At 49.4% G+C, this 23,083-nt stretch carries 13 protein-coding genes and 3 pseudogenes; 12 read left to right on the top strand and 4 right to left on the bottom strand.

What is annotated here, in order from left to right; translation table 11 throughout:
• Positions 1–104: 104 nt before the first annotated feature.
• Positions 105–1,104: pseudogene (locus QUA78_RS23835) on the bottom strand (transposase).
• Positions 1,105–1,803: 699 nt separating this feature from the next.
• Positions 1,804–2,760 (bottom strand): annotated as a pseudogene (locus QUA78_RS23830) (IS630 family transposase).
• Positions 2,761–3,079: 319 nt separating this feature from the next.
• Here QUA78_RS23830 and QUA78_RS23825 point away from each other — a divergent pair.
• Positions 3,080–4,137, top strand: a pseudogene (locus tag QUA78_RS23825) (IS630 family transposase).
• 335 nt (positions 4,138–4,472) lie between these two features.
• Here QUA78_RS23825 and QUA78_RS23820 read toward each other — a convergent pair.
• Entirely contained in the window at positions 4,473–4,664 is a 192-nt protein-coding gene (locus QUA78_RS23820; RefSeq protein ID WP_333305316.1) for a hypothetical protein, read from the bottom strand.
• A gap of 110 nt (positions 4,665–4,774) precedes the next feature.
• Here QUA78_RS23820 and ccsB point away from each other — a divergent pair, with 110 nt between their 5' ends.
• From ccsB to tilS, 3 genes are all read left to right on the top strand, one after another.
• The gene (gene ccsB, locus QUA78_RS23815) at positions 4,775–5,842 is read left to right on the top strand and encodes a c-type cytochrome biogenesis protein CcsB (protein WP_333305314.1); all 1,068 of its coding nucleotides are present in this window, start codon (positions 4,775–4,777) and stop codon (positions 5,840–5,842) included.
• Between the two features lie 220 nt (positions 5,843–6,062).
• Positions 6,063–6,575, top strand: coding sequence for a KGK domain-containing protein (locus tag QUA78_RS23810; RefSeq protein ID WP_333305320.1), 513 nt, complete (start codon positions 6,063–6,065; stop codon positions 6,573–6,575).
• Positions 6,576–6,705: 130 nt separating this feature from the next.
• Positions 6,706–7,851, top strand: coding sequence for a tRNA lysidine(34) synthetase TilS (gene tilS / locus QUA78_RS23805; protein WP_333305311.1), 1,146 nt, complete (start codon positions 6,706–6,708; stop codon positions 7,849–7,851).
• On the opposite strand, the gene hmpF is transcribed toward tilS, so the two are convergent.
• Positions 7,848–9,593 carry a pilus motility taxis protein HmpF gene (gene hmpF, locus QUA78_RS23800; protein WP_333305309.1) on the bottom strand — a complete coding sequence of 582 codons (1,746 nt, stop codon included), beginning with the start codon at positions 9,591–9,593 and terminating at the stop codon, positions 7,848–7,850. The two genes, tilS and hmpF, sit on opposite strands and share 4 nt — an antisense overlap.
• Positions 9,594–10,181: 588 nt before the next feature.
• Between hmpF and QUA78_RS23795 the strand changes: the two genes are divergently transcribed.
• The 8 genes from QUA78_RS23795 (at position 10,182) to QUA78_RS23765 (ending at position 22,857) form a co-directional block, all read left to right on the top strand.
• The gene (locus tag QUA78_RS23795; protein WP_333305307.1) at positions 10,182–10,619 is read left to right on the top strand and encodes a hypothetical protein; all 438 of its coding nucleotides are present in this window, start codon (positions 10,182–10,184) and stop codon (positions 10,617–10,619) included.
• A 208-nt stretch (positions 10,620–10,827) separates the two neighbouring features.
• Positions 10,828–12,066, top strand: coding sequence for a response regulator (locus QUA78_RS23790; RefSeq protein WP_333305305.1), 1,239 nt, complete (start codon positions 10,828–10,830; stop codon positions 12,064–12,066).
• Positions 12,067–12,599: 533 nt separating this feature from the next.
• Positions 12,600–12,767, top strand: a complete 168-nt coding sequence (locus QUA78_RS23785; protein WP_333305302.1) for a hypothetical protein — start codon at positions 12,600–12,602, stop codon at positions 12,765–12,767.
• Positions 12,763–13,296, top strand: coding sequence for a chemotaxis protein CheW (locus tag QUA78_RS23780; protein ID WP_172190500.1), 534 nt, complete (start codon positions 12,763–12,765; stop codon positions 13,294–13,296). The genes QUA78_RS23785 and QUA78_RS23780 overlap by 5 nt, the downstream gene beginning before the upstream one ends.
• 147 nt (positions 13,297–13,443) lie before the next feature.
• A complete protein-coding gene (locus QUA78_RS23775; protein WP_333399055.1) occupies positions 13,444–16,542 on the top strand; it encodes a methyl-accepting chemotaxis protein in 3,099 nt (1,032 codons plus the stop codon).
• 140 nt (positions 16,543–16,682) lie between these two features.
• Entirely contained in the window at positions 16,683–17,354 is a 672-nt protein-coding gene (locus QUA78_RS23770) for an HNH endonuclease signature motif containing protein (protein WP_333303432.1), read from the top strand.
• A complete protein-coding gene (locus QUA78_RS32965; protein ID WP_445302377.1) occupies positions 17,302–17,502 on the top strand; it encodes a helix-turn-helix domain-containing protein in 201 nt (66 codons plus the stop codon). Before QUA78_RS23770 ends, QUA78_RS32965 begins: the two co-directional genes overlap by 53 nt.
• Positions 17,503–17,553: 51 nt before the next feature.
• A complete protein-coding gene (locus tag QUA78_RS23765) occupies positions 17,554–22,857 on the top strand; it encodes a response regulator (RefSeq protein WP_333303431.1) in 5,304 nt (1,767 codons plus the stop codon).
• The last annotated feature ends 226 nt before the right edge of the window (positions 22,858–23,083 follow it).

Genomic DNA, 23,083 nt, shown 5'->3' with positions numbered 1-23,083 from the left:
TGGCAAGAGGGTTGATGGAAGGAGTGCTCGCACCCTCTGCCATCGATCGGATTTTTGAAGCCAACGCTCAAGCTCAGCAACAGTCCGGACAAATTTCAGGTTGGTCAAGCCCTGAGAGAGCCGTATTCTAGGAGCTTTTGGTAGTTTGGGTTTAATTTAATCCAAGTTGGGTCCAATCCAAACATTGCGATAAATAATTCCAATAAATGCTCAATGAGCGCTTTTCGTTTAAATGATGCAATCGAAAATGAAACCACTTCCGCCCTGGATTCCCCCTCGACGGCTCCTTCTTTTCGTATTGTCACCTTCGCTAAATTTAGGGCTGTTAGACTGGCATTAACATGGGCATCTAGGGCATCAATATTGCGAGATTGACTATCCACCATTCCGGTATATTGTCTGGCATCGCGAAAAATAAACTCAATCTGAAATCGAGCGCGATAATCAGCCAAGATGTGGCTGGCGCTCAGATTTACATCCGTTGAGAACAATAGAATGTAACGTTCTTGCCCCTCTACGATGCGAACCAAGCAGACTAAGCGGATGCGGCGTTCCAGAGAAACAGACCAGACGACTGCGGTCCAGAGTTGCGATTCATCATCGCAGGTCTTAGCTAGGGTGAAATACTCCCTGTTACGCTCTAAAGGGATAACTTTCCCGTCATAGGTTTTCTGACGACCAGGACCAGGACGACGCGGACCTTTGTATAGATATTTCAGGTTGGCATCTTGTCGCAGTTTCCCAATGGAATTCCACCCGAGTTTCACCACGCCATCCACCCATTTCCGTTTGCTGTAGAAGCTATCGGCCACTACATACTGCACTCGTTCGGGCACTACCGGTCTGGCAATGGGCGAGATGGCCCAAATAGAAATCGACCCGATTGCCACAGACTTTATTCTCTAGGGCGGCGGCTTTGGCTCGTTCTGATAGCCCAGCTTCCGTCTGTTGGGCTGATAATGCGTAAGCCGTATTCTGTTGCACATCGACCACAGCTACTACCGACCACTCCAATCCCTTCTCCACTTGACCGCTCTTGCCGTTATAGAACCGATCTAGATTGGGCGTATGGCGACCACTTTTTTCATTAAATGTTGCGTCCACCACCAGAAGCTGTACCCCATCTTCACTTCCGTGGGTCTTAATCACATGACTATTCACCGATTCAAATCCGATACCTGCATTCAGATTTCGCCGCATCCTCCGCTCTGACAAAGAACTATAGCGGCTTAAATTGGTGTAGTTCGCTCGGCCACAGACCACGAACAGACTCGTGATGAAGGCGAGGAGAAAAGTCCGTTGCGGTTTGTGAAATGACCCACTGTGGTCAGTGCGTCCGTTAGAATATTCTGTAGGCTATCCATGGCACAGTCTCTTTTGTTGTATGACTGTACTTTAAGCCTTGGATAGCTTTCCTCGCCACTACCCTACCAAAACTGTCCGGACTGTTGGCTCAGTACACCAGAGAATTATTATTTTTCAGTTTAGTCAATTTAATCAGTTTGGTCGTCTGTGGAATTTACCCATCGCTCAACGCGGCCTATCGAGCCAGGGCGCAACAATTAAATGTCAGTCCTACCTCTGTTTACGACAAATTAAACGGCGTAGAACAAGCGTGTAAGCGCAGCAATTGTCAGTGAAACAGCAGAGGCGATGGCATCTTTAATTGAAGTGAGCCCAGGTCAATCACCACAACTATTGGCTCCCTACCGGGTGCGTATCATCGATGGGAATTGTTGAGCTGGAACCGACCATCGTCTCGAAGTGCTACGAAACATAGGAGCCGTGGCACTATAGCGTTTCTCAGAAAGATGAGGTACAATAACAGCCGTGAGTAAACCAATTCCTCATATCGGATAATGTAACTTGATTGAAGGCAAACTCTATCGCTTTGGCTAATTCTCGATAATTAGTCGTCTTGATAGAACGGAGAATATTTTTAAGTTTTGACCATAAATTTTCAATTGGGGAGAAGTCCGGCGAATAGGGCGACAAGTATATTAATTTTGCCCCTTTCTTTTTGATGGCTTTTTCTATTTCTTCTCCGGTATGAATAGTACAATTATCCATTACTACACAAGCACCTTTCCATAACTTTGGCACTAATTTTCGGATAATAAAAGCCTCAAATGTAATTCCATCAGTTGTACCTATTAAATTGACTGATGTTAGGACTTCTTTGACCGATATAGCTCCAATTATTGAGACATTTCTTCCGCGTTTATTCGGTTTTGGTCCCTTGGCTCTAGAACCTTTTAGCCTCCCTTGCATATAACCTAACCATTGCCAAGTTTACTCCACATTCATCAATGAATATTAAGTCTTTGAAACAAACTTCTCTAATTTTTTGCCAGAACTCGTATCGCAGGTTCAGAACCCTGTCAGTGCCTTTGTCTGACGGGAAAAGAGTTTTTTTTTCAAAGTCATGTTTAAGAGTTTTGCCATTCTTCCCATCGTTGCTACGCTGATGGTAAAACCAATTTTTTGGTACAGTAAATAACGGAGTTCTTCGAGAGTTGCATCATTGTTTGCTTCAATCAATTCCGCTAAAATTAGCAGTTGTTCTGCATTCAGTTTTAATTTGACTCCACATCGCTCAGTTTGAGGAGCGATATTTTGGGTCTCACGATACTGTTTAACCAATTTTTGGACAAAACTTAGGGCTACACAAAAACGGTTAGCTATTGCTCTTTGTGACAGCGGTTCGTTATGGTACACATCCATAATTTTTTGTCTAAAATCAATCGAATAAGTTTTCATTTTTACTCCTGTGTGATACTTGCTAAAATTCTTGATAGTTGTCATTCGAGTGACTGCTATGGGTGAGGAACTACTGCTAGAAGAGCGCTCCATTTAATTAGAGCTGCATAACATTTTAGGTTTCTATATTTTTCACTCCGTTCAAGTCAGTTAGATCATACCTCATCTTTCTGAGAAATGCTATACCAGGCAACTCAATCGTGATCCTTGACCCAGAATTAAGATTAGCGATCGATGTTTTTAAGTAGGTAGGTGCAAAAAAACCAAACTATGTAAAAATATGTAAATGTGAATGTGTATCTACCAAGGTAACTCAAATATGGGCGCTCGTTTAAGAATATTTTTGACTCCCCAACAGGATCAAACCCTATTAAAGCTTAGAACTGAGGATGTACCACAGAAAGTCAAAGACAGAGCCTCTGTCCTGGTGGCTAAATGCACATGGCTGGTACGTTGAGAAAATAGCCGTTCATTTTAATTGGACTCCACAAACAGTGAGAGAGGTCTTACATAAATGGCAAAAGCTAGGTATGGAAGGGCTTTGGGAATTACCATGTCGAGGCAGAAAACCGAAGTGGAGTGAAGAAGACATCGTATTTTTAGAAAAATGCCTCAAACTTGAACCACGTACATATAACAGTTCCCAATTAGCTCAAAAATTAGAGAGCGATCGTAAAATACATCTAAGTTCCGACAGATTAAGACGGGTACTAAAAAAAGGGGCTCATTTGGAAACGAGCCAGAAAAAGTCATAAAGGCAAACAAGACCCCGTAGTAGGAAAAATCAAGCTCTTCAGACCTAGATATGTTGGAGTTAGCGGCAGCGGCGGGAGAAATCGACTTAAAGTATTTAGATGAATCAGGATTTTGTGCAGGCGAGTGAGCCTGGTTATACTTATTATCAACGAGGTGAACAAAAAAAGATAGAACAAACGAAGCGGCGTGGTCGTAGGTTAAGCTTTATCGGATTTTTTCAACCATTAATCAGCTTTGTTTACGGTTTGGTGATTGGGGGAGTCGAGCGAAAATCTTATATTCAGATGATGGATCAAGAAGCCGAAGAGTCGGCGGCTCTGGGACGAATCAGGGTCATAGTACAAGACAACAGCCCGATACACCGATGTCGGCAAAGTCCAACAATTATGGTCGAATTGGGAAAGTCAGGGTTTATACATCTTCTTTTTACCTAAATATTGTTCAGAAATGAATCCAATTGAATTGGAGTGGCAACATATCAAAAAGAATGAATTAGCTGGAAAAATGTTTGAGGATGAATTAGAGTTGGCTTATGCTGTCATTCATGGAGTAGAAGTTAGAGCAGAAAAAGGAAACCATACTGCCGAACGTATTAAATTCAACTCCAATCCGGCTACTTAATGTTTCGTTACATATTTGTAAATATTTCCACCGACTTACTTAATCTATCGTTCATGTCAGGTGATATTGCAGAGCTACACCATATCGACGGCAACCATAACAATTGGAAACCTATAAATTTGGAAGTTCTACATCGTGAATGTCACCAGCATCAGACCGTTCATGGTCAGGTGAGAGTCCGAACAGCGGGTTAAACCCGACTTATTAGGTGTCAGACTAGGAGCCGGATGCAGTCAAAGCTGCACGTCCGCGTTCTGAACCAGAGGTGTCCCGTGGTAACACAGGCATCGACTCTAATTGAAGGAGAGGTAGGAGTGGTAACGCTCCTATCGACTCTAACCACCATCATCAATCCGCTTCTGTGCCGCCAGAAGAATACGCGCCCCGATAGCACGCTTAACCTCCTCCGAGCAACGGCGGATGCACCAAATACCGCCCCATAACCCAGGAAGCTTAGGGGGAGAGCGTTTGACGTATTTATTAGCCTGTTCGGGTCGATCGCCCGCCCGCACCTCAACAACCGCCAATCACCCATAATTGCCACAAAAATTCAAAATCCCAAACCCAAAACTGCCCAACCCCAGTACGATCGATCTAGTTAGCAAAAATAAGTAAAAACATTACCGGAGTAATTTTTATGGATCTGGTCGTACTCCAGAACTGGCTGGACAACATCTCCTTTGCCGTTTTGTTCTCAACAATGCTCATTTACTGGGTTGGCGCAGCATTCCCCGGCATTCCCTACCTGTCAGCCCTAGGAACCGCAGGAATGGCCGTTGCCAACCTATCCATCGCCGCTTTACTCGGTTCTCGATGGATAGAAGCCGGCTACTTTCCCTTAAGCAATCTCTACGAATCCCTATTTTTCCTCGTTTGGGGAATCACCGCCATCCACCTAGTCGCGGAAAACATGAGCCGTTCCCGCTTAGTAGGAGTAGCCACATCCCCCGTAGCAATGGCAATATCCGCCTTTGCAGCCCTGACTCTGCCAGCAACCATGCAATCAGCAGAACCCCTAGTGCCCGCCCTCAAATCAAACTGGCTGATGATGCACGTTAGCGTCATGATGCTCAGTTACTCAACTTTAATGGTAGGAGCGCTACTGGCGATCGCCTTTTTAATCGTCACCCGCGGCCAAAAAATCGAACTCACCGGTAGTTCCTTCGGCACCAACAGCAACCGCAACGGCAACTACCGCCTCCAACGCCCTCAAAACCCCGAACCTCAAGCAGAAACCAGCGCCGACAGCGCATTAGTGTTCAGCGAACCCTCTTTCAACTCCAACAATAACGGTTTGGGCACCACCGCAGTCCTCGAATTAGCAACCGTTCAAACCCCATCAACCGCCTCAACTCAAACCGCAGAACTTCTCTCGCCCCAGCGCTTGAATCTAGCAGAAACTCTTGATAACATTAGCTATCGCATAATCGGTTTAGGATTCCCCTTACTGACAGTTGGCATTATTGCCGGTGCGGTTTGGGCTAACGAAGCTTGGGGATCGTACTGGAGTTGGGACCCGAAAGAAACTTGGGCGCTGATTACTTGGTTGGTATTTGCTGCCTACCTGCACGCCCGCATCACTCGCGGCTGGCAGGGAAGACGCCCAGCAATTTTAGCCGCCACAGGTTTTGTGGTAGTTTGGATTTGCTATCTAGGCGTTAATCTGTTAGGCAAAGGTTTACATTCCTACGGTTGGTTTTTCTAATTCCCGATCCACCAATCAGCCACAGAATAACAGGATAAGTCAAAGGATCGGGATTAATATCATCTCCGGTTGTAGGGTGGGCAATTCCCACCTTACTCAACCAGCGAGATTCTAATAATTCACTCCCTCTTCCTTCTTCGCTTTTTTTACCCGATGGCGAAGTCGAAGGGCCTTCTTCCTTCTTCTAACTTCTGTCTTCCCTCTTCTAACTTCGGTCTTCCTGACCTCCGTCTTTATATCCGTTGCATCCGCTACAAAATCCGTTGCCGAACTTCCTTCTTCCTTCATTAAAATAAGGACAATTAATATGGACGAATCGAAAATATTTCCCCAAGAAGACGATGTTTTGTCTGCCCCTACTAGCGCTTTGATGTATCAATGTACATTCAAAGTCAGCGAATTTCTGGCCATTATGCAGTCAAAATTGGTAGACGAAAAATTATTTTCAGACGGCTTGGATTGCGAGCTATTAAGTGCTGGTAAAGACTGGAGAAAAGGAAAACTTAGGATGCGTCTGGAGTTCATTCCGCTCGAACCTGAAATCAAAGAGCAAAAAGCTCTTCCTGCCGCTGCCGAAAGCTCAGATACCGTGCAAAACTACGCCGTAGATAGCTCAAATCAAACTGATATAGATGAGCCATTAAATCAATGTGACTCAACAGAAATAACTAATCATTTTCCTATTTCTAGGTATCCAGACCGCGACCCCCAAAGTATAGGAATGTGGAGCTAGGAAGGCAAAGACTGAGAGATGGGGAGAGGGGGATGCTTCCCCTTCTTTGCTGCTAAAAATACCTCGGTTAAATCCCGTATACTGCTCGTTGTCTAACTTCCTTATTTTTGCTTAATGAAAAACTGCTCTCATGGCTGAATCTTCCAATTGGACGCACCTGCACGCTCAAGTTCACAGGACGCTGCTGTACCGAAAAATATTGCCATCAAATCAGCGATTGCTAGTAGCAGTATCCGGCGGACAAGATTCTCTGTGTTTAATTAAATTACTCCTAGATTTGCAGCCAAAATGGGGGTGGAACCTAGCGATTCTTCACTGCGATCATCGTTGGCGTTCTGACTCGGAAGCCTCGGCTAATCATGTAGAACAATTAGCTAAAAGCTGGGGAATATCCTACTATTTGGAAACAGCCTCGGACATCCCCAAAACAGAAGCAGCCGCCAGAAAGTGGCGATATCAAGCTTTAACCGAAATTGCGATCGCCCACAACTATCCCTACATTGTTACAGGCCACACAGCCAGCGATCGCGCCGAAACACTCCTCTACAACCTGATTCGCGGCAGCGGCGCCGACGGACTTTCTGCCCTCACCTGGACGAGGCCCCTGCTCGATTTTCGATTGCCGATTTTAGATTTTAGATTGGGGAATTCCGGCGAAAATCCCAACTCCCAAATATCTGCCGATTTTCGATTGGAAAATCAGGATGAAAATTCCCAATCGAAAATCCAAAATCTAAAATCTAAAATCTATTTAGTTCGTCCCTTGCTGGAAATAACTCGATCGCAAACAGGTCAATTTTGTCAAGAGCAAAAACTACCAATTTGGGAAGATTCCACAAATCAAGACTTGCAATATACTCGCAACCGCATTCGATCGGAATTATTGCCTTATTTAGAAACTCATTTCAACCCAAAAGCCCAACAAGCGCTAGCTCAAACAGCCGAACTCCTCCGCGCCGACGTAGAATATCTCGAACTTGCAGCCAGCGACTTGCTACAGCGAGCAATGTCTCCAATTGCAGACAGCCCGCAGGTGAATTTTCAACTTCCCGTCACGTTAAATCGCCCAATTTTGCGCGAAGCACCCCTGGCATTGCAACGGCGGGCAATGCGGCAACTACTGCAACAAATATTGCCCTCAGCACCCAGCTTTGAAAGCGTAGAAAAACTAACCAGCTTAATCGTAGCGCCCAACCGATCGCAAACCGATCCATTTCCTGGAGGAGCGATCGGTCGAGTCGAACACCCTTCGATAATTTTAGATATTAAATTTTAAGCTGTTATCAAACCCGAAAGGACTTGCCGCAAATCAGAAACTACCCGATCTTGCTCCTCTCCAGTCTCCTGCACGCGATCGAGTTCCCCCCCGACCGCTTCCAGCTTTTGGCGCAGCCCCTTCAAATTGTCCTGCACCGGTTGCAACATTTCTTGATAAACATTCACCCGGCCCCAGAGTTCCGCCACTGCACCTTTCTGGTTGAACAAATTCTGCTCTAACTGCTTGAGTTCGTAGCGTTTCGCCTCACTTTCTCCATTTTGGCGGTTGACATTTGCCTCAATTTGGGATATGGCTTCCCGCACTTGCTGAATTTCGTTTTCCAGTCTTTGCAATTCTTGGCTTTGCTGCTGCAGCTGAGTATTGAGCTGTGCGACGATCGGCCCCAAATCAATATCTCCTCGCTCTTGTTTTGGAGCATTAGCAGTACCCAGCCGCCGCCACAGCACCGCCTGATGCTGCTTCAAAACATCTTCGCGTTCCTGCAACCGGAGGCGCTGTCCCACCAGAGTTTCGTTCAACATTTGATAACTTTCAAGTTCATCTGCCATTTCATTTTCCAAAGCCATGCGATCGTACTCGCTAGCAGCTTGAATTTTCCCTTGCAGCTCCTCGATTGTCTCCCGCTGCAGAGTCAACTCCTCCTCTTGATCGTTAACAAAGCGGAACACCTTTTCCAAATCCTGTTGCAGGTGTTGCACCAGCCCCTGCAACTCCTCAACCGGCATCTTCTCCAGGGCTGACACATCTACTCTCTGCTCAGTACCCGCACCACCCGAAGCAGATGCGAGCCTGGAAAGTTGCTGGTAGAGATCCTCAACAGCCCGCACCTGCAAAGACACCGACTGAACCTGCTCCTGCTTAGCGCTGAGGGTACTTTGCTGCCCTTTAAGATCCGCCCGAGCTTGCGCCAAAGCATCTTGAGATTGATACCACTCCTGCCAGCGGTTTTGGAGGCTCTGATTTTGTCGATCGACCTCTTCTTGCTGCTGTTGAGCGTTTGCCCGTTTTTGCTCCAACTGCTGCCAGTGCTGATCCAGAATTGCCTGCTGAGCCCCCACCGCACCAAAAGACTGATTCAGTTGTTCCCGCACCCCTTGGGCCGAAGCAATTGCCCCTCCCAGCTTCTTCATCAACTCCTGAATCCTCTGGGTCTGCTGCTCATCAACCACCGCCCCCTGCGGAACCTGAGACTGCTGCTGGGCCACCCGCTGCTGCTCGCCCCGCAACTGTTCCCAAGCGGTCTCAATTTCCACGCGGCTGCGATCGACCTCTTCTCGCAGTCGGTTAGCTTCATCTCGAGTATTTTCAATTTCCGAGCGCTGAGCCTCCAGTCGCTCCAACTCATCTTCCATTTGAGCCAACTGCTCTTCGCGGGCTTGCATTTCCATTTCCCGGCGATTGAGTTCCTGACTCGAAAACGTCAGAGAAGCCTTCCACTGTTCAATTTCCTCTTCCTTATCCTTAAACTTGTCCTGCAAGCGCGAGAAATTTTGCAGAATGCTCACCAACTGGCGGGCCGCCTCCTGAATCCGCTGCACTTGCTTGCTAGCGCTCAACTCCACCAGCACCAGCGTGCCGTCGTTAAACTTATTAGCTTCCTCAACTGGGATCGCGTCATCGCCTGGTACGGCGCTCCAATTGTGTTCGCCCCGCTGACAAGCTAGCAGTTTCAGTTCAGCCTTACCGCCACCGAGACCAAAGCCGCTTCTCTGTTTTTGTACTTCCGCTAGATACAGCACACTAATAGTCCTCTGCTTCGTAAAACCTATCCCAACTTACTTTAAGCTACTTAAAGGCCTAAAAGATAAGTGGTGTTTACGTACTACGCTGTTGGGTAGACGGCTAATCCCAAGATAAGTAGGCTATCCCCCGATCGCCAAAGGTTCTCAACTAAAGATAACACTGCGTGCGATCTGTAGTCAACTTACGTAAAGTAAATAAGTATAGGCAAGTAAGGATTACTTTTTGCCACTTAAGTCTTACTCTTTGGTGTCCTTTCGCGAATCCGGGGATAGCATTTTTTCCTAACTATAGCAGCACTCACGCATAGCAGTGCTTCACGGGAGATCGTCCAGAAAGCACGGCCGCCGCCCGCTTTCTGGACGAATGAGACAGCAGAATCAATGCCGCTTGATTAAAGACTAGCAAAACTGCGGGGACTGCCATAGCCTAAAGCTGAAAAAGGTCAGTCCGTCAAAAACTTTCTATTGATTGTACCAGGCTTTAGTTGCGGCTCGATCGTGAAAAAAGCCCTCGCTGCCCCCAAGCAAGCGCTATCCTCCGGCGGACTAGGGGGGATTTGAACCGCGCTGCCTTAGAATAGGGTAATGACGCGAGCCTATGACGCGAGCCGCGGGCGAGCAAAAAGGTCGATCGGCAGTGAAGGTTTTCCTGACAATTGCCAACAAAGGTTCATTTTGACTGCACCTGATTTTAGGGCTGTGGCAAAGCCAAAAAAAACCTTGAGCGCAACTCATCCAACCCAACAGACTAGCCTCAAGTTCCCCTCGGGGATCGATCGGCACTTGCTGCTGGTAGCAGCGGTAAAACCAGAGAATCCTCGGTATTTTGAAGTTGACCTACGCAAAGATGCGTTGGATAAACTGACGGCATACTCAGCCAAAAACTTCAAAACTTTGGCGACCGAAGACTTGAAGCAGTCGGGAATGCCAGCGTTGCACACTCGAAGTGCCCGTGCAATTGTGCGATGTGGATTCTACGAGTTTAGGCAACAGTGGGAATACAAGATGAAACTCTACACTTAGAGAATGCCGCGAGTTTCGCGGTTTCAGCTTGTGGACTGGTAGCGCGGCCGACTTAGGCAGCAAGTATCGCCCTTTCGTCAATTCCCAATTGTGAGATGGGCATAAGTGCGTAAATTATTGACGGAAACTAAAGTCAATCTTTGCGCCAGCACACAGTCTTTCCGAGCTCAGACGCCAACGGTTTTAAGAAGGAGGACACTTTAGCTGCATGCAGGGAAATTTGAGTGAAATTGACATCCGCAGCATCCTGCAATTGATAGAGTTAGGTCAGCGAACCGGAGAACTGTTCGTAGAGGCCTACACCTCCACCAGCAGCAGCACGGGTACTCAACCTACCCTGCGCTCCCTTGCAGGACAATCCTGGTATGTCTTCTGCTTCAACGGTCAGATTATTTACGCTACCCAGAGTGCGGGCAGTTTGTTTCGCTTGCGCGACTACCTGCGGCGCTACAAAGCAGATACCGCCCTCGACAAAATCCAAGTTCCCTATATGGCATCTACCAATGCCCCAGAATACGGCTACCTGTGGGCCCTGCTAGAAAACCACATCCTCACCCCAGCTCAAGGGCGCAACATCATCCAGAGCATGATCCACGAAACCCTATTTGACTTGCTCAGCCTCCACCAGGGTTCCTTCACTTTTGAAATGGGCCCAGCTTTGGCTCCTCAACTGACCAGCTTAGAAATTAGCTCGCTGCTGGCCAAGATTGTCAAACAGGTGCAGCAGTGGAAGCAGTTTCACCCTCACATTCAGTCGCCCAACCAATGCCCGGTGATTTCAGATCCCTCCGAGCTGCGAGTCGCGCTGCCTGTCAATACCTTTAATACTCTCAGACGCTGGGCCGACGGCCACACTTCGATCCGCCAAATGGCGCGCTACCTCAACCGAGACGTGCTGACTGTCGCTAAGGCGATTTACCCCTTCGTGCAGCAGGGATTGGTGCAAGTATTTTACGAGCCATCAGTAGCCCCGGCCAACAACAAAAAAGAATGGTCGTCCCCAGAAACCAAGGCTCCCAGAGTGGTCTGCATTGACGACGACAAGATTATTCGCAAAACAGTCGAGTCAATTTTAAATGAACACGGTTACGAAGCGACGGCGATCGGCAATCCCCTCCAAGCCCTGAGTTTGGTTTTTCAACTCAAACCCGATTTAATTCTGTGTGACATCGCCATGCCAGAACTCGACGGCTACGAAATTTGCGCTATGCTGCGCAATTCTAGCGCTTTCCGGCAGACCCCGATCGTTATGCTGACTGGCATCGACGGATTTATCGACCGCGTTAAAGCTCGCATGGCCGGAGCTACAGACTTTTACACCAAACCTTTTGGCGAAAGCGAGTTATTGATGCTGGTAGAAAAATATGTGGGTCCGGGCTACCCTCTGGCCAATATATCGAAAAGATTATTAGACCGCTCGCTAGAAGACGAATTAGAAGAGAAATAAATTTCGCATCGGTGGCATTGTGGGAGCTTTCTTGTACCTGCACTTAGATCGAGTCTCGACCCCCACAAACAGAAAGCTCGCGGGAACTATTGGCGAGCGCAGCATAAACTAGAATGTATAAATCCGCGCGCTGGCATGAGGGCGTCGGTAAAACTCTGTTCAATTTCTCCACCCAAGTGGGTCTAACAGGCTCAAAGTGCAAATATAATATACTTGTTCTCCACTTGCAGCCGCTCCGAAAAACCGATGCGCAGAGCTACTAATTGCTAGGTATTTCTGTACAAAGTCGGAGAGTGCATTCTCAGTCTTAACTGACTCCGTTCATGATTGTCGCGACACCAGCCATGTCAACAACCCGTCGCTAATCCGAGTACCGGTTTAGCATTCATCGCAGAAATTACCCAGAGTTTTACCAATTTAGACGGCGGTGGGAGTACAAAGTGAAGCTTTAGGGGTTCCAAATTAATTGTTCGTAGTCGATTTGAGCTAATTTGTCAGCAAAGGTCGCGTGAATTATTGATTGCAGTCAATTCTTGACGGAGCAAATCTCTTGCCAAGCACCTCCGGCAGTCGCGCCATTCACCCCTTGGCTGTGTCAAGCTTGGCTGTGTCAAGTTTCGATCGTCGAAGTTTCGATCGGGTTTTTCTTGGCGGGAAACGTCAACAATTTGCTAGAAAGCAGGTGTCAGAATGATGATTAGCGGCAGCCCAGACTTTATATTACCAGGACTAGGCGTAGATCCGGCTCCGGAATTCCAAGAACTAGAAACTCCCGAAGGCGAGCTGCACCTGCGGTTCTATGTTCCTTCGGGGAACGAGTTCGCACTGCCGGCCACAGGGATTAGAGAGGTACTAGCCCCGTCCCCAGACCGCATGACACCGATCCCCAACGTTTCCTCTTTGCTTTTAGGTACGCTAAATATGAGAGGACGAGTGATTTGGGTGGCAGACCTCGGCCAATTTCTGGGAGACCAAACACCTCTGAACACAGACAGACCGGAAATCCCGATCGTGGCTGTGGAAGACCAAGACACGATTTTGGGGCTGGCAGTCGATCGAATTGTGGGGATGGACTGGCTCGACGTAGAGCAACTGCACTCTCAGAACAATGCACCAGACGGCATGATTCCATTTCTGAGGGGAGAATGGATGTTAGGTGCACCAGCTCAGAAAGTGCTCCGACTGCTAGATCAAGTGAAAATTCTGCGCTCGGCGCGGTGGGCAGCGTGAAATCGATTTTAGATTTGCGATTTGCGATTTTCGATTGAGGTCTAACCATCAACAGTCACAGGACTTAAGGCGCGCATCTAAACATTCAATTCAAGATAAAAATCAAAAATCTCAAATCTAAAATCTAAAATCAAAAGAGGGCGGCAAATGGCAACAAGTACCAACTTTCAGCAGGACTACCAACGGGCAGAAGCGGCCTACATGGATGGCAATTATTCAGAAGCCGCAGCCCTAGTTTATCAATTAGTAGAAGATTTTCCCGAAGACCCCAGCGCTCGCCTGCTGTGCGGACACATTTACTGCTACGGACTGCAACAGTATGAGGTGGCGCGGGAACAGTACACGGTTGTGCTAGGCCTGAGTGACGATCAGAGTTTGGTTGAACACGCTCACAGCGGAATTACCTACACAGACCAATTTTTATCCGGAGAACTGCAAACGGAAAATTTCGAGGCTTTGTCTGCTGAAACTGAATTGGAATTCTACCCAGACTTATCTCTCGATGAAGGGTTAGAAGACCCGGATTTGGGACTTTTCCAAGGAAATTCCCCATCCCTTTCCTATAGGAGTCAATCGCCAGACGACGTGGAAAACGAGGATTTGGCAGACTTGGGCATGAGCGGCTTGGGGTGGGAAGCAGAAGACGACGATCCCGCCGCCCCTGTCCCAGATTTAAGCTCACATTCTAACCCCTTTTCTAGCGACAGTGGCGGGATGGCAGCTTATGCTGAGACTCCCGACTCGCTAGACATCGACGACTTTGCAGACTCGGACTTTGGAGACCCTTTTGCCTTAGATGATGGAGGGTTTGATGCTGCTGACGTGTCTAGCAGCAAAGTGTCTGGGAAAAAGGCACCTTACTCAGGAGATTCGTTTTCAGAAGCTCCGACTCAGATGCTCAACGGTCAAAGTTTTGCCTCTTCAGACCTCGGGAATTCCTTCGACTCGAACCAACTAGACTCCCCCATCGGGCCCTCCGACAATTTTGGCGAACCTTTTGCTGCGCTCGATTTGCCAGACGATCTCGACGGGAACTCCGACTACGACTACCAAGCCCCGCCCCAGAGCCGCCAAAATCACGCTCATAACGCAGGTCCTGCAGAAGAGGAAGACCCCTTTGCCGAGGCGATGCCCTCGTCGGGTTTCGGGTCTTCTCGACCTCAAAACAAGCAGCCGAATAATACCGGCGGGTCGGACTACTCGTCAAACTATTCGCTGGCGGAAGACGAAACGCTGTTGATGGGAGGTGCTGTCCCCAACTCTCAAAGTCAAAGGTCGAGCCGGGAAAAATTTAATTCGGTGGATCGATCATCCGCCAACAGCAACGGTTACGGCGACTCGGAACCCCCGGCATTTGGTTCTATAGACAGCTTCGAGTTAGATGCTTTTGATGACGATGCTTTTAGCGATTCTTTCTCTTTCGACGACAACGAACAAGCGACAGCTTTCGGGGCGTCCGACAAGAACAGCAGCGGCTGGTCGTCAAAAGCTGCGAATGCTCAAGAACACAGCGACTTTTTAGACGAATTTGACGAGTTTGACGATTTGGGCAATTTGCCGGACTTTGACATCTCAGAAGATGCCACCAGTTCCATGCTGAGTAGAGGTAACACCAATTTCGGCAACTCGACCAGCGGCATGATGGGAACGACAGGCAGCGGCCTGGACTTTGACAACAGCGATGGCTCAGCAATTCGGGATGACGAGATATTTAGCATAAACGGCCCGGCTGATGCGTCAGTGCCGAGTTTTGCTCCCACAGAAACAGAGGCGGTCGATACTTCGGTGACGGTAGAACAGGGGGGACTGGCTTTCTTGGAAAATGCCCCTTTGTTTACAAAACAGTTGTACACGGCAATCGGGGCAGGACTGGTTTCTCTGGTAGCTGTGGCTTTTGTCACCAACATTGCCTCCTATCAAGCTCTGCGGCAAGACAAACCGGAGGCGATCGTTTACCTGCGCCAAACAGGCTGGGTAATGACCGCAGCAGCAGGCTTTACGAGCTTTTTAACTTCTTGGGGCATCGGCCAGTTGATCGCCAAGCAGGTGCGCAAGTCCTCGGACAATTTGCAAGCTCAGTTCGATGCCGTATCTCAAGGAACTTTGGACGCTCGCGCTACGGTTTACTCGGAAGATGAATTTGGCAAAATGGCTGCTAAATTCAACCACATGGCCAAGGTCATCCAAACCACGATCAGCGATACCAGGCGCAAGTCTGACGAGCAGGAACAGGCAAAAGAAGACTTGCAGCGCCAAGTTATTCGCTTGCTAGACGACGTGGAAGGAGCGGCTCGGGGTGACTTGACGGTGACTGCGGAAGTGACGGCAGACGTTTTGGGTGCTGTTGCTGACTCGTTTAACTTGACTATTCAAAATCTGCGCGAAATCGTCCATCAGGTGAAGCAGGCGGCGAGGGAGGTCAGCAAAGGCGCTACGGATAGTGCTAAGTTTGCGGGCGATTTGTCTTCCGACGCGCTGCGGCAAGCTGAGGAATTGGCGGCAACGCTGAATTCGGTGCAAGTCCTCACCGACGCGATTCAGCGGGTCGCAGAGAGCGCTAGAGAGGCGGAAGAAGTGGCCAGGGGCGCGGCGGCAACGGCTCTGAAAGGGGGCGAGGCTGTGGAGCGGACGGTGGCCGGGATTTTAGAAATTCGAGAAACAGTAGCAGAAACCACTAGAAAAGTCAAGCGGTTGGCGGAAGCTTCTCAAGAAATTTCTAAGATTGTGGCTTTAATTGCGACGATCGCCTCCCGGACGAATTTGTTGGCCCTCAATGCCAGTATTGAGGCGGCGAGAGCTGGGGAAGCGGGCAGGGGTTTTGCGATCGTGGCAGACGAGGTGCGACAATTGGCAGACCGATCGGCTAAGTCTTTGAAAGAAATCGAACAGATCGTGATGCAAATTCAAAGCGAAACCGGCGCGGTAATGACGGCGATGGAAGAAGGGACGCAGCAGGTTATTGAGGGGACAAGATTGGCAGAACAGGCGAAGCGATCGCTTGAAGATATCATTCAAGTAACTAACCGAATTGACGTGTTAGTGCGATCGATTACTGCCGACACTGTAGAGCAAAACGAAACAGCTCGCGCGGTGGCTTCGGTGATGCAAGCTGTCGAGCTGACCGCTCAGGAAACATCCCAAGAAGCGCAGCGAGTTTCCGGTGCTTTGCAAAATTTGGTAGGCGTTGCTCGTGACCTTTTGACATCGGTGGAAAGATTCCGAGTAGAAACAGCAGAAAGACAATAATTAAGTGTCTACTGCTTTTTTATCGGCTGATTTACCAGCACCTTAGTGTGGCAATGATGGCATAGAAAAAGCAACCTCGCAGTCTTGAAACCTCTGCGGGGCTGCTAATTCAACACCTAAATAAAGTAGGAGTTGCACAGATGGACGATAACATAGTAGAGGTAATACCGGGCATCTTTGGTGAAATTCAGCCGACGGGCTGTATTATCTCTACCCTAACCAAATCTAGTAGTGGCTATGCCAATAAAAGACTTCGCATTAACGGTGAATGGAAAACGTTTACTGTCCACCGTTTAGTATTAGAACATTCATTAGGTCGGCAGCTCAGACCCGAATACTTTGCTTGCCATACTTGCGATGTCCGAAACTGCATTAATCCTAACCATTTGTGGGAAGGCTCTAGGCTGGAAAATTCTCAAGATAGGTTGAAAAAAGGACGTATTAAAAATGTCGGAAGTACATCGGCGCCGAAACCTCAAAAACAACTGCGAGGCATAGAAATAATTCCCGGTATTTGCGCCGAAATACAGCCGAACGGCTGCATGATTTGCACCTTGGCTAAAAGAAGTGATGGTTACTCGGTTAAAACTATCAAAATTAACGGGAAAAATCAAAGTTTCTATCCCCACAGACTGGTACTGGAACACAAACTTGGACGGCCTGTCAAACCAGGTTATTTTGCGTGCCACAGTTGTGACGATCGCGGTTGTATCAATCCCGACCATTTGTGGGAAGGAACCCCCGCCGATAACTCCCGCGATGCCAAGCGAAAAAAACCGCTTTCCTTTCGTTCCCGGCAAGATATGTCCTAACCGCAAACTCCAACCCGATCGGGTGCGGGAGATTCGCTATCTTGTAAGTGAGGGCATATCGAAAACAAAAATAGCCAGGATATTTGCTATATCTCGCAGTCAGATTATTCTCTTGGCAAGGGGCGAGATATACAAAGAGCTTCTCTAGAACTACTAACATAGACCCAATACAATAACGCTTAAAATCAGGAATAAAACTATGCTGCCGGAGCAACAACAGAGGATAATGGGCTACTTTATTGAGGAGGCAAAAGACCACCTCAATACGATAGAACAAGGCTTGCTGAATCTGCAAACCACGATCGAAGACCCAGAACTGGTCAACGAAGTATTTAGGGCCGCTCACTCTGTTAAAGGAGGAGCAGCAATGCTGGGGCTGACCAGCATTCAGCAAACAGCTCACCGACTAGAAGATAGTTTTAAAGTTTTAAAAGAGTGCAGCGTTAAAGTAGACCAACAGCTAGAGTCCCTTTTCCTGCGAATTTTTGACACATTGCAAGGGCTGTTAGAGCAACTGTCGGGGCCTTTTGGGCTGACAGAGGAATTGGGAGAACAGATGGTTCGAGAATTAGAACCAGTATTTGAAGAACTCAACGGGCACTTGGGGGGACTCGTCGGATACGGAGAACACGATGTAGACGAGAGCAGCCTGCTGCCAGTACCCGAAAAAGTTATGGCAGGGATGGGAATCGGGGCGTTTGGCTCATCGAGGACTTTTGCGGACTCGGGATCGGTTTACGCACCTGATGCCAGAGCAACAGAAGACAGCGCGCTGCAGCTAGTATTTGACTCGGACGTGCCGGCGAGGATGCGGGAACTCCTGCAAGAGTTCAAACAGCCCGAAGGGCCAGAAAGCAGGCGGCAACTCAAGAACATTTGTCGGAATTTGCTCAGGGCAGGGGAAGAATTTGACCTGCCCTGCTGGATAGAATTGATCGAAGCTGTATCCAAGGCGATCGCCAACCCAGAAAATAGCTACCGCACCTTAGCCCCAACGGTGATCAAAGACATCAAACAAGCGCAAGAACTGGTAGTTTCGGGTCTAGAATCGTCGATCGCACCGAGCGCAAAACTTCTGGCGCTTCAGCCGGCTGTTGTGTTTCCCGAAACGGATTTTGAAGATTTGCTGGCATTCGCTCAACCGGGTAAATCGGGGACAAATGTGGTTTCTGTTGAGGATGCGGCCTGGGATCTGGTGGGCTCTGGCGATGCCCAGGATGGATTGAACAAGTTGCTGCCGAATATTTCTGGGCTGAGCATAGACGAACTGTTCGACCAACTCGACAGCGGCGAGAGCAACGATTATAGCGGCAGTCGATCGCCCCAGTTCGACGATTCCGCCTTCGCAGAATCGGATATAGAGACGAGTGCTTTTAGAGGCTCGACCCGCAGCGGCCCGGAAGTGGGCGCGGCAGAACTCAACACTTTAGCTGACTTGTTTGACGGCGAGTCCCCGGAGCTCGACGGCGCTTGGGAAGAAGAAGAAGACCTCGACTATGCCCAGTCTTCTAGGATATCGGCGGGAATGCTGGAGTCAGACGATGACAATTCCGGCGATTTTACTGATTTGTTGTTTGACGAATACGATGCGGAAAGTTCGGAAACTAAGACGGCGCCTCCGATTGACGACCTGACGACTTTGTTTGGGGAGGATTTGCTGTTTGCAGACGAGCCAGACAGTTCGGCGGTAGCTGCCGGTCAGAACAATGGGGGTTCGAGGCAGCAGCTAATTGGCAAACAGCTTGAAAAGGGTAACGGCAGGGGCGGTTTGGCTCGGCCAGACGGCACGGTTCGCCCAGCCAGGGGACAAGCTGACGAAGATGCTCTGGGTACGCTTTTGGACGAAGTGGCTGCCCAAACTTCTGCTGTGGTTGCGGAGGATGCTGATTTAGATAACTTGTTCGGCGATGAGGGCGAATCTGAGGCAACGGCTGTGCCGGCAATCTCTGCGGATTTTTCTCTCAACTCTGACGCTTTCGATGCAGAATCGAACGAGCCTGCAGCAGGCGGCGGCAATGATTCAGCGGATGCCGAAGCGCTCGATCTGCCTGAAATCGATGATTTCGAGTTGCTCTCCGAGCTTGGCGAGGACTCGGATTTGAGCGAGCTGTTGGGGATTGCTTCTAGTTTCCTTTCTTCAGAAGACGAAGGTGGGGAAAGCGGGGGCGATCGATATCTAGCTGCTGGCATCGCACAAAATGAGGAAATTGGTAGCGTTCTTAACATGACATCAAATTCTGATTTAGATATCTCTGCGGATGGAAATTGGCTAGAAGATGCTTTCGGCCTGGAAGACGAGTCTATGCAATCGGTCAACATCGAGCTGGACGATACGGATTTAGATGCGCTGTTTGGGGATATGACCTCGGGTTCGATTTCTGGGGATGAGCAGACTGTGCGGGATCGGCAAGGAGTGGCTACTTCCCGAGAGGCGGCGGATTTGGCTGAGCTGTTCGGTTCTGTACCCACGGGTACTGAGTATGACGGGGAAGCTTCGGGGCAAGCCGATGCGCGTTGGCTGAACTCAGATGGGGGTTCAGAATTGCTGAGTGCGGATGTGGAATTTGATGAGGGCGAGTTAGGGAGTTTGTTCTCGAACAATGCTGCGGCTGTTTCCGACAAAGGCTTGGCAAATTCGGCAGCGGTTGAACTTGGGGCTTTGTCCGATCGTCCTGATGCGGAAATTTCAAGTGTCGAGTCTGATGAGGGTTTAGGTTTCGATTTCTTGGAGGATATGTTTGGAGAAGGCATGGCGCAGCAGGGCGATGCTGTCGCGGCGGGAGATGAGGGCGCGGCTGTTGATGTCGAGGAATTGTCTGCCCAACTTCCCGAGGGTTTGTTCGACGAGGTGGGTGCGGATTTGTTCGATAGACCCGAAACAGATACCGCTGGCTCGTCCGAGGGCGAGGATGATTTGTTTGATGCGCTGGAAACGGATTTTTTGAGTGCGGATTTAGAGGCGCTGCCTGCAGAATCTCTCGATCGTATGTTTGAGGGCGATGCTGACTTGCTCTCAGCGATGGAAACCGGGGCGACTCTCAACAGCGAAGAGTTCGAGGGTTTTGATGATTTGTTGGATTCGATCGATGCTGAGGTTCTGGTGACTTCGGAACTGACGACGGGCTTTTGGGACGCTGACGAGGAGCCGGCCTCGGTCGATGCCTCGGAGTTGGAAGAGGGCTCGCTGGCAGACTTTTTTGCCGAGGCAGAATCAGGTGCTGAGGATGGCGAAGGCAATTTTGACGATTTAGAAGCACTGTTAATTGCAGGGGGTGCTGGGGCTGTACTAGCAGCTTCTGGGGGGACAAATCAGAGTCCGGTAAATACAGAAGTTTTCTCCGATCTCGAAGAGCTCCTCAGCGAGAGCGCAACTATGCCGGAAATGCCTGCACCGACGACAACTGCCAGTAAAGCTCTGCGCGCTGCTGCCGATGAGAGCGACGACGAATTTGGCGATTTGGAAAAACTGCTCGAAGATCCAAAGGACGGCGGTCGCCAAGGGGAAGCAAATATCGGGCCGTCGGCGCTCAACAGAGGAAGGCGGAATGCCCGCGCGGGCGGGTTCGGCGACCAGACGATGCGGGTGCCGGTCAAGCAACTGGACAACCTCAGCAATTTGATGGGGGAACTGGTGGTAAACCGCAACAGTTTGGAGCAAGACCAAGAACGGATGCGACAGTTTTTGGACAATTTGCTGCACCAGGTGACGCTGCTGAGCGATGTGAGCCAGCGGACTCAGGATTTCTACGAGCGGAGTCTTTTGGAGATTGCTTTGCTCGCCAACAGGCAGGGACACCGATCGGCCTGGCGCTCTGAGGATTCGGCCCACACCCGGGAAAGTGCCTGGAGACCTGAGGAAATGGACAGGTTTACTCCTTTCCACAGTTTGGCTCAAGAGATTATTGAGCTGATCGTGCGGGTGCGGGAGTCGGCCGCGGACATTGAGTTTTTGGTGGATGAGGCGGATCAGGTGACTCGCCAACTGCGGCAAGTTACGACTCAACTGCAAGAAGGTTTGACTCGCGCCCGGATGAAGCCGTTTGCCGAGACGACGGACAGGCTGTTCCGGGCGGTGCGGGAAATTGCGATTAAGTGCGGGAAGCAGGCTCAGTTGCAGGTTGAGGGTAAGGATATTTTGATCGACAAGATGATTGTGGATCAGCTATATGACCCCATGACTCATTTGGTCAACAATGCGATTACTCACGGGATCGAAGCACCGGAGGTGCGTCTGGCGGCTGGGAAGCCTGCTGTCGGCAGAATTACGATTCGCGCTTTCCACCAAGGGAACCAAACGGTGGTTTCGGTTTCTGACGACGGGGCGGGAATTGACCCGCAAAAGGTGAAGGCGAAGGCGATTAAGCAGGGTATGCTGACAGCGGCTCAGGCTCAGAGGATGTCTCGCTCGGAAGTTTACGATTTGCTGTTTATGCCGGGTTTCAGCACTCAGGAACAGGCGACGGAGTACGCCGGCCGGGGGGTCGGTATGAATGTGGTGCAGACTTCCTTGCAGGAAATTCGGGGCACTGTGTCGATCGATTCGACGATCGGTAAGGGGACTGTGTTTACCATCCGTTTACCTCTGGTGTTGAGCATTTCTAAGGCTCTGACTTGCATTAGCGATCGCGCTCGCATTGCTTTCCCGATGGATGGGGTCGAGGATATGATCGATGTGCCTCGCGATCAGGTGACGACGGGGGCGGACGGTTTGCCTTGCATTGAGTGGCGCGGTTCTATTTTGCCGTTCCGGCCGCTGCGGGATTTGCTGGGTTACAACCGCCATTTGGGTCGGGGCAGTGTTTACGGGTTTAATACTGACGATGACATGATTTCGGTGATCGTGCTGCGGTCTGCTGGCAATTTCTTGGCGGTGCAGGTGGATCAGGTTTCGACGGAACAGGAAATTGTGATCAAACCGTTGGAGGGGCCGGTGCCGAAGCCGATCGGGATTGCTGGGGCCACAGTGCTCGGGGACGGTCGGATCGTGGCTATTGCGGACGTTCTGGAGCTGATCGATTTGGCTACCGGAAGGCTGCGGAAGGACACTGGCGGTACGCTTTGGGATGAGAGCGATCGGACTGCTGCGGAGGCGGAAATCGAGAAGACTGAGCCGACTGTGCTGATCGTGGATGATTCGATTACGGTGCGATCGCTGTTGTCGATTACTTTCGAGAAGTCTGGCTATCGTGTGGAAGAAGCTCGCGACGGTAAGGAAGCTTGGGAAAAGATGAAATCTGGTCTGCCTTGCGATATCGTTTTCTGCGATATTGAAATGCCGAGAATGGATGGTTTGGAACTACTTTCTCGGATGCAGAAGGATGCGGTTTTGTGTGAATTGCCGATCGCGATGCTAACTTCTCGCGGTGCTGACAGACACCGCCAAATGGCTTACAGTTTGGGCGCGAAAGGCTATTTCACTAAGCCTTATTTGGAGGAGCAATTGCTTGATGCTGCTTCTCGGATGTTGAAAGGTGAGGTTGTTGGTGCTCCGGTTGGTGTGTAAGTCGGTGAGGTTTGAAAAGATATGAGTCCTGTGAGGGCGATCTGGGCGATCGTAATAACAGGACTCATATCATGTCCGGTCAATTAACCACAATAGTGATAGAGGGAAACCTTCTACGGAAAAGAAAGAGTGAAACCTATTAGATTAACTAATCATGCCCAAGAACAAGCGATTGAAAGAGGTACAAAGGTCGGAGAAATTATTGATACTATACTTTTTATTTTTG

The sequence above is a fragment of the Microcoleus sp. K4-B3 genome (assembly GCF_036704615.1).
GTDB lineage: Bacteria > Cyanobacteriota > Cyanobacteriia > Cyanobacteriales > Microcoleaceae > Microcoleus.
This window is presented reverse-complemented; position numbering and strand designations above follow the sequence as displayed.